The organism is Rhizobium sp. 05L419, from assembly GCF_056397845.1.
Genome location: NZ_JBFTOF010000046.1, coordinates 1 through 20,525 on the forward strand (window position 1 = coordinate 1; position 20,525 = coordinate 20,525).

Annotated in this window: 19 protein-coding genes and 2 pseudogenes; 12 read left to right on the forward strand and 9 right to left on the reverse strand. The window is 61.5% G+C overall.

The features are described 5' to 3' along the window. Window positions 1-225 (forward strand): annotated as a pseudogene (locus AC1DMK_RS29710) (histidine kinase); the annotation flags it as partial. Window positions 226-1,186: 961 nt separating this feature from the next. Here AC1DMK_RS29710 and AC1DMK_RS29715 read toward each other — a convergent pair. Both AC1DMK_RS29715 and AC1DMK_RS29720 read right to left on the reverse strand, forming a co-directional pair. After that, window positions 1,187-2,233, reverse strand: a complete 1,047-nt coding sequence (locus tag AC1DMK_RS29715; RefSeq protein ID WP_477863861.1) for an ABC transporter permease — start codon at window positions 2,231-2,233, stop codon at window positions 1,187-1,189. Continuing rightward, window positions 2,230-3,711, reverse strand: coding sequence for a sugar ABC transporter ATP-binding protein (locus tag AC1DMK_RS29720; RefSeq protein ID WP_477863862.1), 1,482 nt, complete (start codon window positions 3,709-3,711; stop codon window positions 2,230-2,232). The genes AC1DMK_RS29715 and AC1DMK_RS29720 overlap by 4 nt, the downstream gene beginning before the upstream one ends. Before the next feature lie 283 nt (window positions 3,712-3,994). On the opposite strand from AC1DMK_RS29720, the gene AC1DMK_RS29725 reads away from it, so the two are divergent. After that, window positions 3,995-5,041, forward strand: a complete 1,047-nt coding sequence (locus tag AC1DMK_RS29725) for a substrate-binding domain-containing protein (protein ID WP_477863863.1) — start codon at window positions 3,995-3,997, stop codon at window positions 5,039-5,041. Between the two features lie 72 nt (window positions 5,042-5,113). After that, window positions 5,114-6,325 carry an acyl-CoA dehydrogenase family protein gene (locus tag AC1DMK_RS29730; protein ID WP_477863864.1) on the forward strand — a complete coding sequence of 404 codons (1,212 nt, stop codon included), beginning with the start codon at window positions 5,114-5,116 and terminating at the stop codon, window positions 6,323-6,325. Window positions 6,326-6,387: 62 nt separating this feature from the next. Here the strand turns inward: AC1DMK_RS29730 and AC1DMK_RS29735 are convergent, their stop codons facing one another. Further along, entirely contained in the window at window positions 6,388-7,605 is a 1,218-nt protein-coding gene (locus AC1DMK_RS29735; RefSeq protein WP_477863865.1) for an SfnB family sulfur acquisition oxidoreductase, read from the reverse strand. Between the two features lie 208 nt (window positions 7,606-7,813). Next, complete coding sequence (locus tag AC1DMK_RS29740; protein ID WP_477863866.1) at window positions 7,814-8,107, reverse strand: type II toxin-antitoxin system ParD family antitoxin; 294 nt, start codon at window positions 8,105-8,107, stop codon at window positions 7,814-7,816. A 559-nt stretch (window positions 8,108-8,666) separates the two neighbouring features. On the opposite strand from AC1DMK_RS29740, the gene AC1DMK_RS29745 reads away from it, so the two are divergent. The 7 genes and pseudogenes from AC1DMK_RS29745 to AC1DMK_RS29775 all read left to right on the forward strand — a co-directional run bounded on the left by AC1DMK_RS29745 (window position 8,667) and on the right by AC1DMK_RS29775 (window position 13,937). Next, on the forward strand, window positions 8,667-9,572 hold the full coding sequence (locus AC1DMK_RS29745) for a DUF3991 and toprim domain-containing protein (RefSeq protein WP_477863867.1): 906 nt from the start codon (window positions 8,667-8,669) through the stop codon (window positions 9,570-9,572). Window positions 9,573-10,103: 531 nt separating this feature from the next. Beyond that, the gene (locus AC1DMK_RS29750; protein WP_477863868.1) at window positions 10,104-10,691 is read left to right on the forward strand and encodes a hypothetical protein; all 588 of its coding nucleotides are present in this window, start codon (window positions 10,104-10,106) and stop codon (window positions 10,689-10,691) included. A gap of 286 nt (window positions 10,692-10,977) precedes the next feature. Further along, window positions 10,978-11,904 (forward strand): ArdC family protein, encoded by a 927-nt coding sequence (locus tag AC1DMK_RS29755; protein ID WP_477863869.1) that lies wholly within the window; start codon window positions 10,978-10,980, stop codon window positions 11,902-11,904. 241 nt (window positions 11,905-12,145) lie between these two features. Beyond that, window positions 12,146-12,235, forward strand: a pseudogene (locus AC1DMK_RS29760) (DUF2958 domain-containing protein); the annotation flags it as partial. Between the two features lie 83 nt (window positions 12,236-12,318). Then, entirely contained in the window at window positions 12,319-12,441 is a 123-nt protein-coding gene (locus tag AC1DMK_RS29765) for a hypothetical protein (RefSeq protein ID WP_477863879.1), read from the forward strand. Between the two features lie 616 nt (window positions 12,442-13,057). Then, window positions 13,058-13,354 (forward strand): DUF736 domain-containing protein, encoded by a 297-nt coding sequence (locus AC1DMK_RS29770; RefSeq protein ID WP_477863870.1) that lies wholly within the window; start codon window positions 13,058-13,060, stop codon window positions 13,352-13,354. A 190-nt stretch (window positions 13,355-13,544) separates the two neighbouring features. Further along, entirely contained in the window at window positions 13,545-13,937 is a 393-nt protein-coding gene (locus AC1DMK_RS29775; RefSeq protein ID WP_477863877.1) for a DUF736 family protein, read from the forward strand. A gap of 280 nt (window positions 13,938-14,217) precedes the next feature. On the opposite strand, the gene AC1DMK_RS29780 is transcribed toward AC1DMK_RS29775, so the two are convergent. The 4 genes from AC1DMK_RS29780 to AC1DMK_RS29795 all read right to left on the reverse strand — a co-directional run bounded on the left by AC1DMK_RS29780 (window position 14,218) and on the right by AC1DMK_RS29795 (window position 16,435). Further along, entirely contained in the window at window positions 14,218-14,361 is a 144-nt protein-coding gene (locus AC1DMK_RS29780; RefSeq protein WP_477863878.1) for a WGR domain-containing protein, read from the reverse strand. Between the two features lie 141 nt (window positions 14,362-14,502). After that, window positions 14,503-15,753 carry a DUF1173 domain-containing protein gene (locus AC1DMK_RS29785; RefSeq protein WP_477863871.1) on the reverse strand — a complete coding sequence of 417 codons (1,251 nt, stop codon included), beginning with the start codon at window positions 15,751-15,753 and terminating at the stop codon, window positions 14,503-14,505. Then, window positions 15,753-16,157, reverse strand: coding sequence for a hypothetical protein (locus tag AC1DMK_RS29790; RefSeq protein ID WP_477863872.1), 405 nt, complete (start codon window positions 16,155-16,157; stop codon window positions 15,753-15,755). The genes AC1DMK_RS29785 and AC1DMK_RS29790 overlap by 1 nt, the downstream gene beginning before the upstream one ends. Continuing rightward, on the reverse strand, window positions 16,154-16,435 hold the full coding sequence (locus AC1DMK_RS29795; protein WP_477863873.1) for a hypothetical protein: 282 nt from the start codon (window positions 16,433-16,435) through the stop codon (window positions 16,154-16,156). Before AC1DMK_RS29795 ends, AC1DMK_RS29790 begins: the two co-directional genes overlap by 4 nt. Before the next feature lie 364 nt (window positions 16,436-16,799). Here AC1DMK_RS29795 and AC1DMK_RS29800 point away from each other — a divergent pair, with 364 nt between their 5' ends. Then, a complete protein-coding gene (locus tag AC1DMK_RS29800) occupies window positions 16,800-17,273 on the forward strand; it encodes a plasmid mobilization protein (RefSeq protein ID WP_477863874.1) in 474 nt (157 codons plus the stop codon). Continuing rightward, complete coding sequence (locus AC1DMK_RS29805; RefSeq protein WP_477863875.1) at window positions 17,273-19,450, forward strand: hypothetical protein; 2,178 nt, start codon at window positions 17,273-17,275, stop codon at window positions 19,448-19,450. Before AC1DMK_RS29800 ends, AC1DMK_RS29805 begins: the two co-directional genes overlap by 1 nt. 802 nt (window positions 19,451-20,252) lie before the next feature. Here AC1DMK_RS29805 and AC1DMK_RS29810 read toward each other — a convergent pair. Continuing rightward, window positions 20,253-20,525 (reverse strand): DUF1214 domain-containing protein (locus AC1DMK_RS29810; RefSeq protein ID WP_477863876.1); only part of this gene is annotated, 273 nt, incomplete at its 5' end.

Genomic DNA, 20,525 nt, shown 5'->3' on the forward strand with positions numbered 1-20,525 from the left:
TTCTCGTCGGACTTCTGCACCGACAACGGACGGGCAATCAACAACGGGGCAACCAATTGGCCGGAAACGCTCCAGGGAAAGGCCAAGGAATTCTACGAGCGATTCGAGAAATTTGGCCGGCCCCAAGGGTACAAACTGAATGCTGCCGTTGTCACTTTTCCCAGCGGAATGCCTGGCGATGTGGGTTTTTTTCTGAGTTGGGAACCCGACAAGGCCCCTGACTAAAGGAGCGGGACGTCCAGCACCGGTGGCACCCACCGCCCGGCGTGCGCCCCCGGATCACCGAGGGCTTGCATTTCCTGCCTTTTGTCATTCATCGCTACGTTTCTGTGACAGCCGATGATGAACTTCTTGAAGACGTCGTATCCCTCATCACGTCGGACGGATCTCTTTGTGGACGCGTTTGACAGCATGCTGTGGGGCGACCGGTTGTCCTGGATCTGGGGTCCTGGATCTGGGGTCAACGCGCATTTCTGGGACGGTACGTCCGTCTGAACCCTTGAAAAAGTGTTGGGTCGGTAAAGCCTCTTTGAGGTGCGGTCCAAATTGAAGGACTGAGTGCTGCGGGTTCGATCCTGGCATGTGGGCGAAGTGGCAAAGCTCAAGTAAAATCCCAGCCTGTCGGCGGTCGGCCAATCCTAAGAGCAGATGTCAGTCTACCAGGCAGCGACGCCTTTCTCATCGATCCGAGCTTCACCACCGCTTGGAAACCTCACGCAACGATCGAGGCACACCCGAAATCCCGCCTCCGACGATATAGATGCCTCGCGGTTCGTCCGATTTGTCGTGGGTCGGTTGGCTGTCGTCGATCTGAAGTCTCCCGCGCGTGCTCTCGCGCATGTGTGATCGAAAGCTGGCGGCTGCCGCCTGACGCGCCTTTGGCATCCCCATCATGCCGCTCGCAGTCGCCGCTCGAGCGGCGGGGCGGGAACGTAGGTGGCGGCCCAGGTCGCTTCGGATCGCGGACGTCGACGAGCGAGAAACCCTTTGACCAGGGATGGTCGACATAGGCGTGCCTGCGATGCACCATGATCTGCAATCCGTCGCCCCTGCCACCGATGTCCGAGTGGCCGATGAGCCGCATGTTGCAGGCGAAATCCGGGCGTGAAAGGTCGTGGCTGTCGGCCATGGTTGTCACCTGTGTTCGATTGAATAAACAGAGAAGGCGCCGTCCGCTTCCCTCGTTTCAGGAATTGTTGCGGCCAAGGCCATAGGTCAGAGCCAGCGCGCCGGCGAGCACGGCGCCCTTGACGAAGTCCTGGGTGTAATAGGGCGCGTTCAGCATCGTCAGGCCGTTCAGAAGCACACCGACGAAGACAGCCCCGACAATGGTCCCGAGCACGTTCGGCCGGCGCAACCCCATCACGGTAAAGCCGATCAGGGACGCCGCGACCGCATCCATCAGCAGTGAACCGCCAGAAGAAACATCACCACGGCCGACGCGAGCGGCGACGATGATGCCGCCGAGGGAGGCCAGCGATCCTGATATGACATAGGCAAGCGTCTTCAGGCGCGTCGTCGAAGCGCCTGCCAGCCGGGTTGCGACTTCGTTGCCGCCAGTCGCAAAGAGCAGCCTGCCAATGCGGGTACGCTCGGTCAGCACATAGAGAACGAAAGCAACCAGAGCCATGAGGACGACGGCAACGGGGACTGTTGCAAAAACGCTGTGGCGACCGATCAACAGAAAGCGTGGGTCATAGGTGCCACTTGCCGTCGTGCCGTCGGGCAGGATGAGACCGGCGGAGATCGACCGGCCGGCGGTCGGGATCAGTTGCAGTCCGGAAAGCAGGAACATCATCGAGAGCGTCGCGAGCAGGTCGGGCACCTTCAGTCGCACGATCACGAAGGCGTTCAGAAGGCCGACGAGGGCACCGAAGGCCAAGACCAGAGGAACGGTTGCGAATACTCCGAGGTCCCAGACGATCATGGCATAGCTTGCGGCCATGACACTCGACGCTGCGATCGCGCCGATCGAGAGATCGAAGCCCCCGACCGCAAGTGTCACCGTCACGCCGGCGCCCAGAATGGCGACCACAGAGACGGCCTGCAGAATGCTCATCAGGTTGCTGATGTTGATGAAGGCGGGCTCTGCGGCCGTGAAGCCGATGACAAGGACAACCAGAAGAATGAAGACCGCGCCGGAGCGCAGGATTTCGGCGAGCCGCGCGATGAATGCCTTGCCTTCCTGCTGCACGGGAGCATTCGAAAGAGTTTCGTGGTTTACAGAGCTCATGCTGGAATTCCTTCGAAGGTGGTTTCGTCGCCCTGGCCTTGTGCAGGTCTGATGCTGTGATGGTCGATGACGAGGATGCGGTCGGCCACTTCATAGGCCTCCTCCGGATCGGAGGTTGCAATCAGTGTCGCGCGGTCGGTGCGGCTGCGGATGGCGTCGACGATGTCGCGCCGGGCGCCGACATCGACACCCTGGAACGGTTCGTCTAGAAGCAGAAGTCGGCTTGGCTCAGCCTCCCAGCGCGCCAGCACCGCCTTCTGCTGATTGCCACCCGACAGGGTCCAGATCGAAGCGCCGGGGCCGGGCGCCTTGATGCGCAGCCGCTCGATTGCTGCGTCCGCTTCACGCCACTCACGCCTTCCCAGGAGAAATTGATAGGGAAACCATTTGCGCAGGTGAGGCAGGCTGATCGTTGCCGCTACGCTGTTGCCGGGCCACGATGGCGGCATCAGGGAGGAGCGATGGCGGTCTTCGGCGGCCATCGCGACACCTGCTTCTATCGCTTCGGCGGCGCCTGCCGGGCAATGCAGCTTGCCGTCGAGCAGCATTGTTCCAGCGGCAAGCGTGCCAGTCCCGAAGATCGCGGAAAGCAGGCGGCTCTTTCCGGCTCCCAGAACGCCGGTGACAGCCACGACTTCGCCTTCGCGCACGCAAAGGCTGAACGCGTCGCTGCCGGGAAGCAAGCGCGCGTTCGCCATTTCGAAGATCACTGCGCCATGGCCATCCGGTGCTCGCGGTCGCGCCGGTTGAAGCTTCCGACCGATCATCGTCTCGATCGCTGCTCCGAAGTCGATTGGCCGGTCAAAGGAGCCGACGACGCGGCCACCGCGCATCACCAGCGCGCGATCAGCAATGGCCTGAAGATCGGCGGTGCGGTGGGAAATATAAAGGATTGCCATGCCTTGCGCCCGCAGCCGCAGCAAAACCTCGAAAAGTCGGTGGCTCTCCCCGATCGACAGGCTTGCCGTGGGCTCATCGAGCATCAAGATATCCGCCTTGCTGGCGAGCGCGCGGGCGATCGCCACGAGTTGCCGGTCGGCGGCCGTCAGATCGGCGAAGTCGCGATCGAGCGGCAGCGAAAAACCCGCTTCATCAAGTATGGCTTTCGCGCGACGGCGGATGCCGGTTTTCGACACGAAGAACGGTTCGTCGCCATCAGCAAAGCCTCTGAGAAGCAGGACATCGGCAACTGTCAGGCCGGGCGCGCCAACGAGATCGGTTGACTGGTGAACGGTGACGATGCCGCGCCGCGCAGCCTCGGCCGGCGTTCGCGGAGAGAAAGGCCGGCCGTTCAGTCTGACCGCGCCGCTGTCGGCAGGTAGCACGCCGGACAGGATCTTCACCAGGGTGGATTTCCCGGCACCGTTGGCCCCCATCAATGCAACGATTTCGCCACGCTCAACGGAAAGTGACGCCCCCGAGAGCGCGCGCGTGGAGATGAAGCTGCGGGTGAGATCTTCGACTTCAAGCAAGGGCATGGCTGCAACAAATCATCGTTGGTGGAGACATATGAACGCAACGTGCGGCGACGCCGGCGAGGGGTGTTGCGCTCAAGGAAAGGAGCGGTCAGTTGGGCAGCAGCTTGGCGCGAAACGAGACTGCGCGACAGGCAACGCTTTGCTCAGGCGCCCGGGAAAGGGCACAAAGTTTCCTCCAGAGGCGGAAAAAACGCAGCAAATAATCTACTAAAAATATGGAAAATATATCTAATGAAAATGCGGAGGAGACCGCAGATCGTTTAAACCTCCACAGGAGCGCACAATGAAGATTTCCACGCGCCTCGCGCTTTCCGCTGCCGCGACTTCCCTTCTCTTTTCAGGGGCTGCCCGGGCTGAAGGGTTGGCGGGGGCGCCTCATCCCTTTGACAAGGGCGGCGTCAAGCTCGCGCTGATCAGCTACATTTCCGCAGGCGACTTCTTTCAGGCCTATCAGGCAGGAGCCGAGGCGCAGGCAAAGGCTCTCGGCGTCGATCTTCGCGTATTTCCCGGTCGCCAGAACGCTGCCGAACAACGCGAACAGATCCTTCAGGCCGTCAATCTCGGCGTTCAAGGCATCGTGATTGATCACGGCCTGCCGGAATCGCTCGGTGACGTCGTGCAGCAAGCGCTCGACAAGGGCGTGAAGATCGTCGCTTTCGACGTCAATCTCAACAATCCGAAAATCCCGCAGGTCGAGCAGAGCGATCATGAGCTTGCCAAGCTTGCGCTCGATCAGGCCGTCAAGGACAACGGCACCAGCTTCAACGCCGGCTACGTCTATGTCGCGGGCTTTGCGCCGCTCGATCGCCGCAATGAGGTCTGGGAAAAATTCAAGGCGGACAACAAGGGCGTGGTCGAGAAGGCCCACTTTGGCAATGTCAGCGACACGACGGCAGCCTCGACGGCGGACCAGGCGAAGGCGGCGCTGACCGCAAATCCGGACATCAGCGTCGTCTTCGCTCCCTACGACGAGTTCGCACGCGGCGTGAAGCTCGCGGCAAACGATCTCGGGATTTCCTCGAAGTTGAAGATCTACTCGGCCGATGCCTCGACCGCCGATATTCAGGAGATCACGGAGGAGGGTAGTCCGTGGGTCGCGACCGTCGCGACCAATCCGGCGGTGGTCGGGGCGGTGTCGGTGCGTGCAGCGGCTCTTCAGATCGCCGGGGAGCAGGTACCACATAGTATCACCGTGAAGCCGACGCTCCTGACGCAGGAGGCGCTTCGCGCTGCAGGCGTCAAGACGATCGAGGATCTGGACAAGAAGATCCCGGCCTTCAGCACCAGCGATGCCGTGACGGCAAGCTGGATCCCGGCCACGCTTTTCTGAAGGGCGGATCAGCCTTGCGGCGGGACCGAGAGGTTCCGCCGTTCTCGTCTCAGCAAACCTGGAGTTTTTCCGATGAGCCCATCCAACGTCTTTCAGGTCGTCAGCCGAGGCTCGACGCGCGACGACATTTTTGCACGGGCGGAAGAGATTTCCGCCGATCTAGCGCGGCGCGCTGCTGATCTCGATCGTGACGGGCGGCCACCTCTGAGCGAAATCGTGAAACTCAAGAACGCCGGACTGCTCAATGCGCTTCACACACCTCAGGTCGGCGGCGGTGGGCTGGATTGGGTCGATGGACTGAAGCTTGTGCGCATTCTTGCCCGTGGCGAAAGTTCGATCGGCCAGTTGCTCGGCTATCACTTTGTCAACAGCCAGTACATCTACTGGGCTATCGAAGATGAGGCCCGTGTCAACGCGCTTGGCGCCGAGACGGTTGCAAGGAATCTCTATTGGGGCGCCGCGGTCAATCCGCGCGATCCCGGCCTGGTTCTGACCCGACGCGGCAACGGCTACGTGCTGAATGGCAAGAAGTCGTTTTCTACTGCCGCGCGGATTTCCGACTACATCAATGCCAATGCGACGCTTGACGGAAAGATCGCGAGCTTCGCGGTGCCTACAAACCGGCAGGGTTATGTGGCAAACGATGATTGGGACAATATCGGTCAGCGGCTCTCTGACAGCGGCAGCGTCGAGTTTCGCGACTTTCCAGTCTACGAGGACGATCTCATCGGAATCCCGACCGACGAAAACGCAGTTCCGCCGGCGCTTGCGACATTCAACACGCCCCTCATCCAGCTGGTGTTCGTGAATTTCTATCTGGGAACCGCGGAAGGGGCGCTGCGGGCAGCGCTGGACTATGTTCGCAGTACGACCAGACCGTGGATTACCTCGGGCGTGGCTCGCGCACAGGACGATCCGTATATTCTTGAACGGGTCGGAGAGCTCACGGCATCGCTAAAGGCGTCCGCCGCGCTTGCCGATTGCGCCGCAGCAGACGTCCAGAACGCACTGGCGCGTGGCAGGGACGTAACAGAACGCGAGCGAGGCGAAGCCGCCGCCGAAGCCTATGCCGCAAAGGTGCACGCCACGAATGTCTCGCTCGATGTCACCGCCCGTGTCTTCGAACTGACGGGTGCAAGGTCGACGGCAGAAGCCTATCGCTTTGATCGCTTCTGGCGCAATGTTCGCACGCACACGCTCCATGATCCCGTGTTCTACAAGGCAAAGGAAGTCGGTGAGTTCGCGCTGAACGATAAAGTCCCGGTCGTCAGCCTCTACAGCTAATCAATGGTCCTCGCGGACAGGGCCCGTTGCGAGAATCGCAATCGGGCCGTTGTCATTCCCCTTTAGAGAGCACCGCTTCTGGGCGGAGCCGTATCGTTGAGATGGTAGTTGCCAACGACATGGTATTTCCAGCGCACAGGGTCGTGGAGCGTATGCGTGCGGGCGTTGCGCCAATGCCTGTCGAGATTCAGTCCGCTGCTGGTGGAAGCCGTGCCGGCGAGTTCGAAGAGTGCGCTTGAGGCGTCAAGGGCGATCTCCGACGTCAGCACTTTGGCGGCAGCGACCGCAAGCGTCGCAGCAACGACGTTTTCCTGCGTGGTGTCGATCTGGGCGGTGTCCACCTTGCGCCCGGCGCGCTCAAGAACTGCGGAGGCTGCCTCGAGCCGGATTGCAAGCTCGCCCACTCTTGCAACGGTCAGCGGATCGTCTGTTGCCCGTTCGACGCCGCTGTCGGTCCAGGGCCGCGACTTTGTCCTTACGAAATCGATTGTCTCTGCAAAGGCTGCGCGTGCAATGCCAAGATCAATGCCGGCGTGGATGATCTGGCCGACAGAGCCGATGGTCGTCGGGCGCTCAAAACCCTTGTGGTGGAGAACGACAGAATCTGCATGGACGTAGACATTGTCGAGCACTGTCGTGCCGCTGCCCGTCGTTCTCTGCCCGAAGCCATCCCAGTCATCGATGATCTCAATACCGTCGGTTCCTTGAGGCACGAATGACATCGTCAGGTGGTCGGCTTCGTTCAGAGCAAAGACCGTGATCCAATCTGCAAAGATGACCCCGGTCGAGTAGTATTTGCGACCATTGATCCTGTAGCCGAACCCATCGCGGACAATGCGCGTGTTGTAGTGGCCAACCGTCTTCGTGCCCCGTTCGGACAGAGCATTTCCGAAACGATCGCCCGCGAGCGCACGGTCAAAGAAGAACCGCTTCTGTTCCTCCGTGCCGTCGGTGCGCAACGCTTCCAGGATATAGAAATGGTTCTGTGGGATCTGCCCGATCGACCCGTYCGCCTCCGCGAGGCTGGCCGTCACTTCGGCGAGAACAGCATTGGAAACGTCAAGGCCGCCGTACTCCGCCGGGACGGTAATAGCGAGAAGCCCGGACTTCGACAATGCATCGAGCTCGTCATGGGGCAGCAGTCGATCTGCATCGCGAACGGACGCCGACTTTGCGAAACGCGCTGCCAGATACTGCGCTGTTGCAAGCACCTCTTCCTCACTTCGCAAGCGCGCAGCGAGGGGACGAATTTTATCTGTCGGCTGTGGGACGTGGCTCATCTGTCGCTCCAAAATAACTGTCCATATGCGTGCAGGAAGCGTGGAGCAAAATTAAGAGCCGAATTTCTATAGATTCACTTATGAATAGAATGTCCTTTCTGCCGTTAACGCGTCGAGCGAATACACGCGTCTGGATGTTTAGCGGCGCCAGCGTTCCGAACCCTGGGAAACGCCAAGGTTCCGGCGCCGAACTGGTGGTTTCGCTCCACTAGGAGCTCGTCACTGATCTCACGGCCTCGCGCAAACACGCCGAGGACGATGACGTCATCACCCCGGAACGGAAGCGCACGGTTTCGGCCGGAACGCCGATAGACGGGTTTTTCACGAGTTCGTCGATGCGCGTCGGAATCTCGTTATTGAGCCACTGTTCACACGCCGCCTCATAGTCCTCCAGATGCCGCAGCGCTGCGCGAACGACTTTGCTGGCATTATTGTAGCGGCCGGATTCCAGCTGCTTTTTCACCAACTCCTCGTCGCGATGTCCAATCGCGACGTTCGGCATGAGCATCTCCTTGGTTGGCGCTGGGGTCGGTGGCATTCCGCGATCTGTTCGTCTTTCCGCAGGTCAGTGCAGCGCAGAGTGAATGATGCGTCCTTGGGGACACGCCCGTTGCCTCGACGATGATGAGGCAACGCCGCCGCGGGCGAGCCCTGCGGCGTGCGTCCAGTGCCATCAGCAGCGTGCCGGTTGGACCATTGGATCGGTCGTCGCGAAAATCGCACTTCCGCCCCTTCAGCCTCACACGTCCACGTCCCTCGGTAAGTGCTTCAGAACCATAGGACGCACTCTGCGACGATCATTCAACGCCCACGACGGGCCGGCCCTTAGCAAGCCGGCCGGTCGTCCGGCAAGGTTTTGTGTGCCGCTGGCGAGCCGGCGGCAGCAAGGGAAGCTTCGCCGCAGCAGGCGGGCCTGACCTTGAAAACAGCCTTGATCCCCGCGGCTGCCCGCCGCGCCCTTGCTTCCTTTCCTCTTCGCGGCCTTTCGCGAGGTGCTCGCATGGTGTGCGGGAGATCGAAAACAGGAAGGGCCAGGCACGGAGGCGGCCTGGAAGGCAAGGATGAAAAGGAACAAAATTGAGGAACTGAAAGCAAAGGTGCCCTGCGCGGCAGTACTGGATAAGGCCGGGTTCGCGGTCGATCTAAAGGAAAGCACCCGTCGCGCGGTCAAATACCGGCGCGGCGGTGACATCATCATCCTGATCCACGAAGGCAATGGGTGGTTCGATCCGTTGAGCGAAGCCAAGGGCGATGTGTTCACGCTCGTGGAGCATCTGGCGGGTGTCGGTTTTGCCGAGGGCTTGCATCGTGTTGCGGATCTCGTCGGCTACGAACCGACCAGACCCGCTTGGGAGCCTTCGCCGCGCCGAATGGAGCCCAGCCGGTCAATTTCGGACCGATGGCGTGTTCGGCGCAAGCCGTGGCCAGGCTCGTGGACATGGCAATATCTCACAGACGAGCGGCTCTTGTCCGCCGCCGCCGTGCGAGACGCAGTCCGTCAGGACCGCCTTCGCGAGGGGCCTTATGGCAGCATGTGGGCGGCGCATGTCGATGACGAGGGGACTGTCACCGGTTGGGAAGAGCGCGGTCTGCGATGGCGCGGCTTTGCTTCCGGCGGAGCGAAGGGTCTGTTCCGGCTTGGCAAGCCCGACGCGCGTCGCGTCTGTTTAGCCGAAGCGGCGATCGACGCAATGAGTCTTGCCGAATTGGAGGGTCGGGTGGCCGACAGCCTCTATCTCAGCACCGGCGGCGGATGGGCGCCGTCGACGGAAGCGGCGATCCGGGCGCTTGCAGGACGGCCCGGCACTGCGCTGGTCGCGGCGACAGACAATAACCCACAGGGAGACGTCTACGCCGACCGTATTGCGGCCATCGCACATGAGGCGGACTGCCGCTACAAGCGGCTGCGTCCGATTGCCGATGACTGGAACGACGACCTGCGGGCCGGGAAAAGACAAGAAGGATGAAGGAAGGAGGTGCCCGCCACATGCCAGCCTGCCGCGTCAAGGGTGGATTAGCCCACGCGCGGCCCTCGACCCGGCCGATGGGTTCCGACGGTTCAGCCCGAGAAACCGAGGGTCTGTGTTGCGAGATGGCGCGCGCGCCAGGAAGGATCCCGCGGCGTTCAAGCGGGTCGAGAGCACGGATCGTGATCAGGGGGAGGGCGAACGGCCATGGGATCTTCCCTCCGGCGTCTTATGAGGTGGCATCCCTGCCGGTCCCTCTTCGGGTCTGGTCGCGGTCGTAATCCGGCTGCCGTCCGCTTCAAGGCCGCGTGCCGCGCCGCGAGGCGGCCGGGACCGCCGATCTCGACAACGCCGGGCCGCCGCCTGCGCAAGGGCTCAAAAGCCCTGCTTGTCGGCAACCCGCCGCCGCTTGTTCTGGCGTCCCCGGACCCTGAAGCGCCCGTCTGATGCCGGGTTTCTTTGACCGCGCCCGAAGGGAGGGCCGGCAGGAGCCGGTCCGAGCTTTCACAGAACCGGAAGAAAGGAAACCCAATGACCAAGCCCGCCAAAGCGCCCCGCCAGACCGGCCGCGTCGTCCAGCTTCGCAAGGGCACCACACTCGAAATGGTCCACCACTCGTGCCCCGACGCGCATCAGGCCTCCCTCATTTCCGAGAGCTTCGGCCTTCCCGTACTCGACAGCGACGGCGTTCGGGATCTCCACGAACGCCTGATCGTCGAGACGGCTGATGCGCTTCGCGAAGGTCTGGCCGACCGCGCCATGCAGATCCACCTTCAGCGGATCGTCGGCGCCTATGTCGGCAGCGCTCATGGCGCCGGCCAGTTTTATTCGCGGGCGGTCTCGGAAGCCCGGGATGCGACGGCGAAGGCCGCGAACGACACCCGCGATGAAGACCTCGACGGACCGATCGGATTCGACAGTGCCGCTAAGCGCAAGCGCGAATTCGCAGCCGACATGGCCCTGCAGAGCCACGCGCTCAGGATGGCTGCGGAGGGCGCTGTCGCTGGCTACGAGCAAGTCGTCGGCGAACGTTGGAAGCCGTTCGAGCGCCCAGTCGAGCACGCCGGCCAGTCTCTGGGCCGACGGGCTGCCGAGCTTCAGCTTGCGGCTTTCGACTAAGCCGCAACGGGCGGAGCCTTTGCTCCGCCCGATCACTCCCCTGAAGGCCTCTTTCTTGCTGCCGCGGGGCTCCCGCAAGGAAGAGAAGAGGGAAAATGAAGCGGGGTCAGGCGACCATCCCGTCCCAGTCCCGGCTTTGGTCCTGCCGGGGTCGGAAGCGAGCCGCAACGGCTTCGCCGTCCTCCACATGCGTTTCGGCCTTCTGTGCGCTCGCTTCCTGATCCCCGGCCCTGGACCCGGTGACGGGGCCGCGATGGTCGCGGCCGCCATGACGGAGGTTCAGGAAATGAGCAGCAAACAAACAGGCGATCGCATCGACATCTATCAGCGCATCACCGAGCGCATCGTCGTGGATCTCGAAAAGGGTGTGCGCCCATGGGTACAGCCTTGGAAGTCAGGCTATGCTGCTGGCCGAATAACGAGGCCGCTGCGCCACAACGGGGAACCATATAGCGGCATGAACGTGCTGCTGCTTTGGTCGGAGGCGGTGGCGCGCGGATACGGCGCCTCGATCTGGATGACATTCCGTCAGGCGGTCGAGCTTGGCGCGCACGTGCGCAAGGCCGAAGGCGGCGCCATGGTCGTCTATGCCAGCCGCTTCACAAGAACGGACACCGATGCCGCTGGCGACGAAGTCGAGCGGGATATCCCGTTCCTGAAGACATACAGCGTCTTCAACGTCGAACAGATCGAGGGGCTGCCGGAGCACTATTATTACCGGCCGACGCCGGTCATCGATCCGATCGAACGGATCGAGCACGCCGACCGATTCTTCGCCAATACACGCGCCGTGATCCGTCATGGCGGCTCGCAGGCATATTACGCTCCAACAGGCGATTTCATTCAAATGCCGGCCTTCGAAAGTTTCCGGGATGCGGTCTCTTATATCGCTGTTTTGGCTCACGAATCTGTTCATTGGACGGCGCATCCTGATCGCGTTGGACGCGATCTGAGCCGCTATTCAAAGGACAAGACCGATCGCGCCCGCGAAGAATTATTAGCCGAAATCGGGAGCTGCCTCGTTTGCGCCGATCTTGGCATTGTGCCGGAGCTTGAGCCCCGTCAGGACCATGCGTCGTACCTAGCCAGTTGGTTGACGGTGCTGTCCAACGACAAACGGGCGATCTTCCAGGCGGCTGCCCACGCCCAGCGGGCTGTCGCCTACCTCCACAGCCTGCAGTCACCTCAATTGGAAGAGCGGGAGACGGCCTGATGCGGCGGAACCGACCTTCTCGCATGCAAATGTCTGTCGGTTCCTCTGCAACGCCATCCAATCCAGACGACGCTCGCGGAACAACGGCAGGCTCACATGCGTCTCCTGACCGTCGAAATCCGCGCGGCGCCGCACGTCAACGGCCATAATCGCCGCGCCGACCATGTGCCGGTCGTAAAGTTCTTCAATCCCTAGGGCGGGTGTCTGGCTGGCGAGCGAACTGTAGGAGGATGGCGACACGATGTTCGGTGTCGCCGATCTCGGTTCTCCAGAGCTTGGCTACTCGTTTCGAGAAACGGCCTCGCTCCGCCTGCCATGCGGCATGAGGATCGATCGGGACCTCCTCTTCAGAGGCCGTCCTCTGATCTCCGTCTGGGTGAGGCGCGCGCCGGACCGGGCGGCATCGGGGACGCGGTGCCGAGGACCCGCGCCGCGTTTACACCGGGGGGCGAGACGCCGCAGGAGCTGGCCCATCTGCCGCTCGGCGAACTCGACCTCCAGTCGACCGAGTATCAAGGGGGGACCAAGAATGACTGATCGCTTCCCGAACGTTGCCATCGTCAGCTATCCCTACCTTTGGCGCTAGTAAGCCGGGCGTGGGCACGGAGAGAAGGATCGGCCGGTCTGCGTCGCGCTGACCGTCTCGGATCCTGCCGAACTACGGCACCCCGTCGCCCCGCGATCAGACGGCCCTTCAAATCCCCGACCTCGAATTGCGCCCGGCGGCGGCCCTCTTCCGTGCCTGTGCTCGGTTGGGTGGGGGGCGTCGATTGGATGGCGGCAAGTAAAACGCTATTGGTCGTCACCGGTGCCCGATCCGTGTCCACGACAACACTTCCCGACGGGATCTGGGCGACTGAGCCGATATCTCCATAGAGCGGTATCGAGCGTCCGCAAACACGCGGGCCTTTCTGTTGTCGGATCACGCGCCAAAGTACGGTCGCTTCACGACCCGGCCTGGTCCCCGCAACAGCGTACGGCAATCTTCTTCCCCGCCAACCTGACGGTCGGCTCCTCGCGCAACAACAAGATCGCCTCCCTCCGTCCTTCGCTTCACTACGGGCCTTTGGCTGCAGGGCGGCCGCCTCGGCGCTCAAAGTCCGCCATCAAGGCCGCGATGGTCGCGGGCTTGAAACAGCAAACGGAGATTATCATGGCTCAGATCGGTTCCTTCACCCGCAACGAAGACGGCACCTTCGTCGGCTCCATCAGAACACTCGCCTTCAACGTCAAAGCAAAGCTCCTTCCAGCCGACGCCTCCACCAACGAAAAGGCCCCCGATTTCCGGGTGGTCGTAGGCAATGTAGAGATAGGTGCCGCATGGCGCCGCACCTCGAAGGAGAACACGCCCTACCACTCGGTTAAGCTCGACGACCCGTCCTTCCCGGCGCCGATCTACGCCAGCCTCATCGACAGCGAAGACGAATACGCTCTCGTCTGGTCCCGCTGACCAGCCAAGATCGCGGCGGCTCCAAACCGGGCCGCCGCTATACTTTCCTCTTGGGAATTGTGCGGAGTATATCGGGCCAATAGTTCAGAAAAAACAAATGCCTAAATCGTGCCATTCCGCATAACAGCGGACTACGCATAATGCCGAAATCGCCGGCTGGGAGGCGGTCTCCGGAAACGGCGAGCCCCATATCTCCCTCAAGCTCGGCGATCCGTGCTTCAATGCCCCGATCAACGCGGCGCTGTGGCCGGTGGAAACGGACGGCGACGACGTGCTCGTCTGGAACCGCCCCAAACCGCGACGCCGCGTAATCCGGACCCGGGGCCCCGCCGCAAGGCGGGGTCATCCCCGTCGTGTGAAGCCGTCGCCGGCATCGAGCCGGCTTCTGGCTTTCGGGTGCCATACGGGGCGGTGGGATGTCTGCTCAGTCCGTACGAGGATGCCATGCGGCCATGCCGGCCTCAAGGACTTCGTGGCCCCCCCCAATTTTGTCTCCACTCCACTTTCCTGCGCTTCGACAAAATCGGCTCCCCCGCTCGCCGTCGCTGGCGGTCACGATCCTTGGCCCGCCATGCCCCCATGACCGGAGCACTCGTCTTTCACAAACGTCAAGGAGAGCAAGGTGCTTCCGGAACAACACATTGAAGAGCTTCGCCTGGAACTGCGCGAAGCAATCGACCCGGTCGAGCGCCGCGAGATCGAAACCGAGCGTAGCTGGCGTGCGCCGACCGGGCGACTATCGTCGCTGAGCAGCAAGACCTCGTCGAGGCCGAGCCGTTTTTCTGAGGAAGCTCCGCTCCAGCCACGTCATTGCATCCTCCGCCCGCAAGGCTTTCGTCAAACGTCTCCATCATCTCTTACCCTTACTTGYTGATCCGTCCCCAGTGACGGATCAGCAAGGCCCCGCCGAACAGGGTCGGCTGGATCGTCAGGCAACAGAACCGGCGCAGCTTCTGCGACGGATCGATGCGGCGGAGGTGAAGAGGTTTCCTTTCGTGTATCGCAATGGCCGGGCTCTCGCTTCCCGGGAAGCGACGTCCAAAGACTTATCTGAAACGGTCGGGGGCAGACCGATTCGTGCTGCTGATACGTCAGTTGCACCAGGGATGGCGAGCTCCGTGCCAACGCCGCGCCGATCATTGCTTGCATCAACATCTCTCCCAAGGGAACGGTGGCATCTCTTCTTCTGCCACCCGCCATATCCACGCGGTCAAATCTGGACGCGCTTCGATCATTTCCCGAAGAGACGCCTCGAACTCGTCATTCGCATTTGGCGGCACGATATAGAATGCCACCGGCTGGGGGCGCGCCTCCGGCTGGATGGCATTGGCGAAAGGCTGCTCCTGCGAGAGATTGAACCGCAATCCTTTCACCGTCTTTCCGCGCATGCGCGTCAGCTTGTTCAACAGCTGTTCCTCGTAAGCGTTCTCGATCGGCAGCCAATGCTCGGTCACCGCCATCAGCGCTATCTCGTTGATCGTCATGAGACCGGCCGAGCCGGCTTCGATCGTGGTGATTGCTATCAGGTGGAAGCGATCATCACTTCTCCAGAGCTCCAACTCCCCCGCGAACCGCCGCTGAAGCCGGCGCCATGTCGCTTCTTCGAGACGCAGGCGAAAGCCCGGCATGTGCTTGATGATGACCTGCTGACCGCTTCTCGCCACCGCAAACTCTTTGATCTCTCCGACCAGTAGCATCAGCTTTTTCGGCCAGCCTCCTGACTTCGCCAGCACCGCCAAAGCCTGCGCGCGGCGCTGCTCGATTGCAGCCTTGTCCTCAGCCCGAAATGGTTCTGGTACGAAGAGGCGTTCCGCAAGGGGCTCTGCGCGCACCGACATTGTTCGGGAGACTTCGGTCAGATGATGGTAGACCTGCCACCAATGCCGCTTGCCCGACCAACGCGACGTCCATTCGGCAAGGCGGCTTTCGTGCCAGAGAAGGTGCAGGAGAGCGCGAAGCGAAAGCCGCTTGCTGTCGTTCTTGACGCTGTCGGACTGCGAGGTGCCTGTGTTCATCGCGCCAGACGGTCCGCGCTTTGACAGCGGGAAATCCAGCCTGAGCGCAGCAATCCCCGCCGCCGCATCCAGTTTGATTGCCGTCCCCATCAAGGGTCCAAGCCCGGACAGGTCGAAGCGAGGCTCATATGATGGGCAGGACGATTCGTGATCTGCGCCCGAAAACGGCATCCTTTTGATGACGGGCTGCTCGCCAATCATGGCGATATACATCAGCGGACCAGGGTCCCTGCAAAGGCAGATCGGGCGCACGTTCTCACGATAAGCTTGCACCAGGCGCCCGCTGAAGTCAGCGGAGGCCTCGTCGCAAACCTCTCCGCCGACGAGGAAGCGGCGCCATTGCTTTCCACCTTCTGCCGCATCGCTATGGGAAGATCCGGACATCAGTACCCGTTTTTCTCGATGTAAGCCTTCATCACTGCAGCCATCTTCAGATTGGTTTCGTCGGCAGCCCGTTTCAGGCGCGCTTTCGTTGCCTGATCCAGCGCGACGTTGACAAAGAACTTCACCACACGCTGTTTCGGGCGCTTCAGGTTCTTGATGCTGTAGCGGCCGTCCTCCTGCGCTATCGCGCTCCTTGGCTCGCTTCTCCGCTCTGCCGGTGACTGCATTCGTGGCATAGTGCTGGCGCCTACGGCGGCTTGCGAAGCTTCTGCCACCTGCTCCCGATCCGTTTCCCTGATCAGCGCCTCCACCGGTACCTCAATCCTATTGTCCACAGTGGACGGTCTCCTGGCGTCCTTGCTCGCAATGGTGAAGTCCGCGAGGCCGAGATTGGCTTTGTTCATGCGGCTTCTCCTGTTGTTCCGACCTTTCGTTTCGCTTCGATCTCCTCGACGAGACTGAGGACCTCCTGGCGCGCCTTTCGTACCCGATCGTTCAACGCCTGCATCTGCAGGGTTCCAAGCCCGTTCCGGAGCTGTCGATACACGTCGTGCTCGAACAGCTCCGCGTCGAGGAGCGCGGTTTGGCAACCTGCCTCATGCAGGCCGGCCGTCGCCGCCCTTGTGCTGACGGCCGCATATATCCTCGCCATGCCTGCCTCCTCCCGCGGAGCGATACTCATCGCGCGCATCCAGCGCGACCTGCCGACTCGGTGGTAAATATTGTTCCACGGGAAGCCGCCGTCAAGTGCCCGAAGACACAGTATTGCTCAATGTGATGCAGCGGAAACGAGACACAATCACATCGATTGTTCACATCGATTGCTGAGGGAACCGGAAGAGTGTGCACATAAAATACCAATATAATATAATATGTTATAGTTCACGAGGTGTGTCGATGCTCAACGGCTAGCATTGGCAAATTGCACAGGTCACTTCCCGGCTGCAACTCGAATGCTTCGATTGAGGGGATCGTTTTGGGATTGCGATAGATATCAAAATAGGTAACATTCACTTTGGCAGGATACGCAATTTTGTGATACAAATTTGCTGACGATCGACGGACGAGCCGTCGATGACCCCTGCGGCGCTTCTTCAGGGAGGGCGGAGATGATGGTGGTAAACCAAGGGGCAATGGCGCTGGGCTTGCCTGAAGGGCGCAAGGATCGCGTCGTGCATGCCCGCTTCAGCGCCTCGGATCTGTCCGCCATTGATGCCGCAGCCGAGGCTGCCAGTCTGACGGTTTCCGCCTTCATGCGCTCACTGACACTGGAAGGCGCCGGCGTGCGGCCATTCCTGACCGACGACGATCGCGCTGTCGTCGAGATGCTAATTTCGGAGATGCGGTCGGTTGGAGTTAACCTCAATCAGCTTGCCCGGAGTGCAAACAGCGGCGGGCGGCTCCCCGCCGGCGAGCTCGCGAACGAGCTGGGTGAGGTTCAGCGCCTGGTGGCGGCGATGGTTCTGGAACTGCGCAACTTCGCGGTGCGGGGCGCTCGAATCCGTCGGGGAGTGGCGTGATGGAATTCTTCCCGGGCGCGTTCGAGACCGAGTGGGAGCAGCGCAAGGCAGCACTTTTGCACGAGCGGTCGCTTCTGCAGCGCAAGCCTTCCGACGAGGATGAACGGCGCCGGCGCGGCGGAGCCGTACCGATGGCATCGCCTCATCCCGGCAGCGCCACCGGTCGTCTCGGGTTTGGAAACAGGTTCAGTGCTTTCGTTCGCGCTGGGCGACAAGGGCACGCATCCGAGCCATCCATGCGATCTCGTTTTGCAAGCCTCGCGTCAGGCAGCCAGCCCGCCGTTGTCAAGATGGCGTCCTTCGGCAGCGCCGGCCGGCTCGGTGCGATGATCAGCTACGTCTCGCGCAATGGCGATGTAGTCGTCGAGAATGAGCGTGGTGAGGAACTGGCCGGTCGCGACGAACTCTCGGCGGTCCGTGGAAAATGGGACCATCTGATGAAGAACAGGGCCGAGAGCCGGGACATCAGCACTTTCTCGTTGGAGGTGAAGGAAGCTTTCGATCCGGCAGTCGATATTCACGGACAGGCGCGGGGGTTCCTTAGGCGCGGACTGGGCGCGCGGAGCTTTGCCTTCGCTGTCGCGCCGCATGCTGGTGGCAATGGCTATCGGATCGAAGGCGTTGTGGTGCTACGCGATGGGAAGGGCGAACGGCTGACGGCCGACAAAAAAGCATCGGAGATCGTTCAGGCGCGGATGGGCGGGGAGGGTGCCGAGAGCAAAAGTACAATGGCCTTCCGCTTTGGAGACTACGGCAATGGCACCGACTACTGCGCAAGCCGGCTGCGTGATCTTGTGGATCGGCACCACGGTGCAGTCCATGACGACAAGGGCAATGTGATTCCCGGTGCGAAGCCGGCAGGCGATCTGGTGCAGCGCGAATGGCGCGGTCAGCTTCACAGTCGCAAGCCCCGCGACGTCATGCATGTGATCATGTCGGCGCGGGCGGGCACCGATATCCAGGCATTTCGTGCCGCCGCCCGGGACTTCCTGGCGCAGGAGTTTTCGGGTCATCGCTATGTCTTTTCGCTTCATGATTCGTCGCAGGATCCGAAGGCGGAGGAAGCGGGAGGAAAACGGCCGCATGTCCACGTCCACGCCATCGTTGCGACGCGCTCGGACACAGGCGATCGCGTGGAGACGACTATCGCCTCGTTCCGGCGCTGGCGGGTGACGATGGCGGAAAGGGCATGCGAACATGGCATCCGCATGGAGATGACGGATCGCCGCGAACGGGCAAGCCCGCCCGCCTATGGCATTAGGCAGGTTCGTCCCACGAGTCGCGCGGGTCGCACGCAGCATGAGGGAACAAGCTATGCGGGTCAGCGGCGCTATGACGCCAAACGGTCGGACCAGCGGAGCGCCGCATCAACAGCTGATAACAAGGATTATTCTCTGTCGGCCCGTCAGGAATGGTTGTCGGTTGCCGGCAGTAGCACGGAGGCAGATGCGAAAAAGTTTGCGCTAGTCCAAGCAAAGCGAATTGAATCCGAGTTCTCTCCAGCCACTTCGCGAGGAGTGAGCCTATCAGAGTCGAAGAATTCCAATGCGCAGTATAGAACCAATTTGGTAACCTTGGTGAAAGTCGTTACGGAGGGCGAGACAATGCGCCACATGACGCGTCAGGAATTTGCAATTTACGAAATGCGGGTCGAGACGGCGCTCCTCCAGGCAGAGCGTTTTACCCCGCAGGACCAATGGAAGGGTTTCGAGGAGATTGCTTCGGCGGCCCGCGAGCACGTCAATGTCCGGCGCGAGTTGATGGAACTGCAAGAGCAGAACGGCAGACCTGATCGGGCTGGTAGGCGTGAGGTTCACGAACAGGATGTCCGGGAGATTGCCGAGCTGGACGAGGAGTTGCGCGTTGCAATTGAACGGGCCGAGCAATCGCTTGGCGACCGCAACAGAACCAAGACGGGAGGAACGGGCGGACTTGACGCCCGGGACAACGAAGGAGCCGACGCCGGGCGGGACGAGAGCGGGAGCCGCCGGCTGGCAGATCGGGAACAGGACAACAGCGCGCCCGATCCAGATAGTGCGCGACGGGAACAGCCGCCGGCAGGATCCGGAGACACGACCCGGACCGATCCGGCGCAACAGCACATTCCGCGACTTGAGCAATTGCAGCGCGAAGCCGACGAGCGACGTGAACCGGATCGTGACGATCGCGAGCGATAGGAGGCTAGTCCCTGCGAGATGACAAGCGCATCATCGTCAATCCGGAAACGGATCTCAAGGCCAACGAAGGTTTCGCACCTTTCGGCGGCACGTTGTTCGGCGTCGTAATGACGATCGCGATTATCGACTACGGCCTTGCCGCAGCATGGATGTGGTGCATGTCGACGTGGGAATTGCTCATTACACCAATGCCATTCTGATCGCTGCTCCGCTGAAATGTCCGGCGAGGTGGCATCGCGGACGCCGTGGCAAGCGTTACCAAGATGATCGCCGGGCACGTTGTCGACAAGTTCGGTCATCGCAAATTCCCGGTGCTGGTCGGCTATGGCCTGACGCCGCTCGGCTAGGCTTTGAACGCATTTGCAGTCGGCTGGCCGCTGATCCTGCTCGGGCGCATCGTTCGGCATCGGATTGAGGGGGCCGCTGCGCGACGTGATCATGGTGCAGGCGATCACGTCCGCAACCCGCGGCTGGCCTTCGGCTTTCCATCGGGCGATGGATACGCTTGGAGAGGTTGCCTGACCGCTGCTCGGCGTCTTCCTGCTCGCCTGGGCACAGGGCTTTCAAGAGGAAACGTCTGTCTTGCCAATTTCCACACGCACGACGGAACCCGTGACCGGCTTGAGACGCCGGATGGAGTCGTGCGGTGGAAAGCATTTGGCCGAATGTCCGCAGGCTGGCTTGGGCTCGCTCTCCTTGCCTCTCAATCCGTGTGGCGATGTCCGTCGCGTTGGCTGAGATCATGGCGGGGGCTGTCGCGGGCAACATAATTGTAATTGGAGATCTTCGGAACCCACGTCTTCTATGAGACCCGTTTCACGCCGGGTGGCTGCCATGTCCCTTCGCCTGCCGGCAAGATCGAAGGTGGCGTCGGTTTCGGCCAATACAGCCGCATCACGAGATAGATTTTGTCATTCGGGGCCGGAAGCCAATTTGCTTCCTTGTCCGCGCCGGGGCTGTCTTTTTGAATGTACAGCGTCAGCGAGCCGTCCGTGCCCTTTTTCATCGCCGGTAACATCGGAGAGTTGATGAGGTAGCGTTTGATCGGGTTCTTGACGAGCAGCTGGCTCTTGCC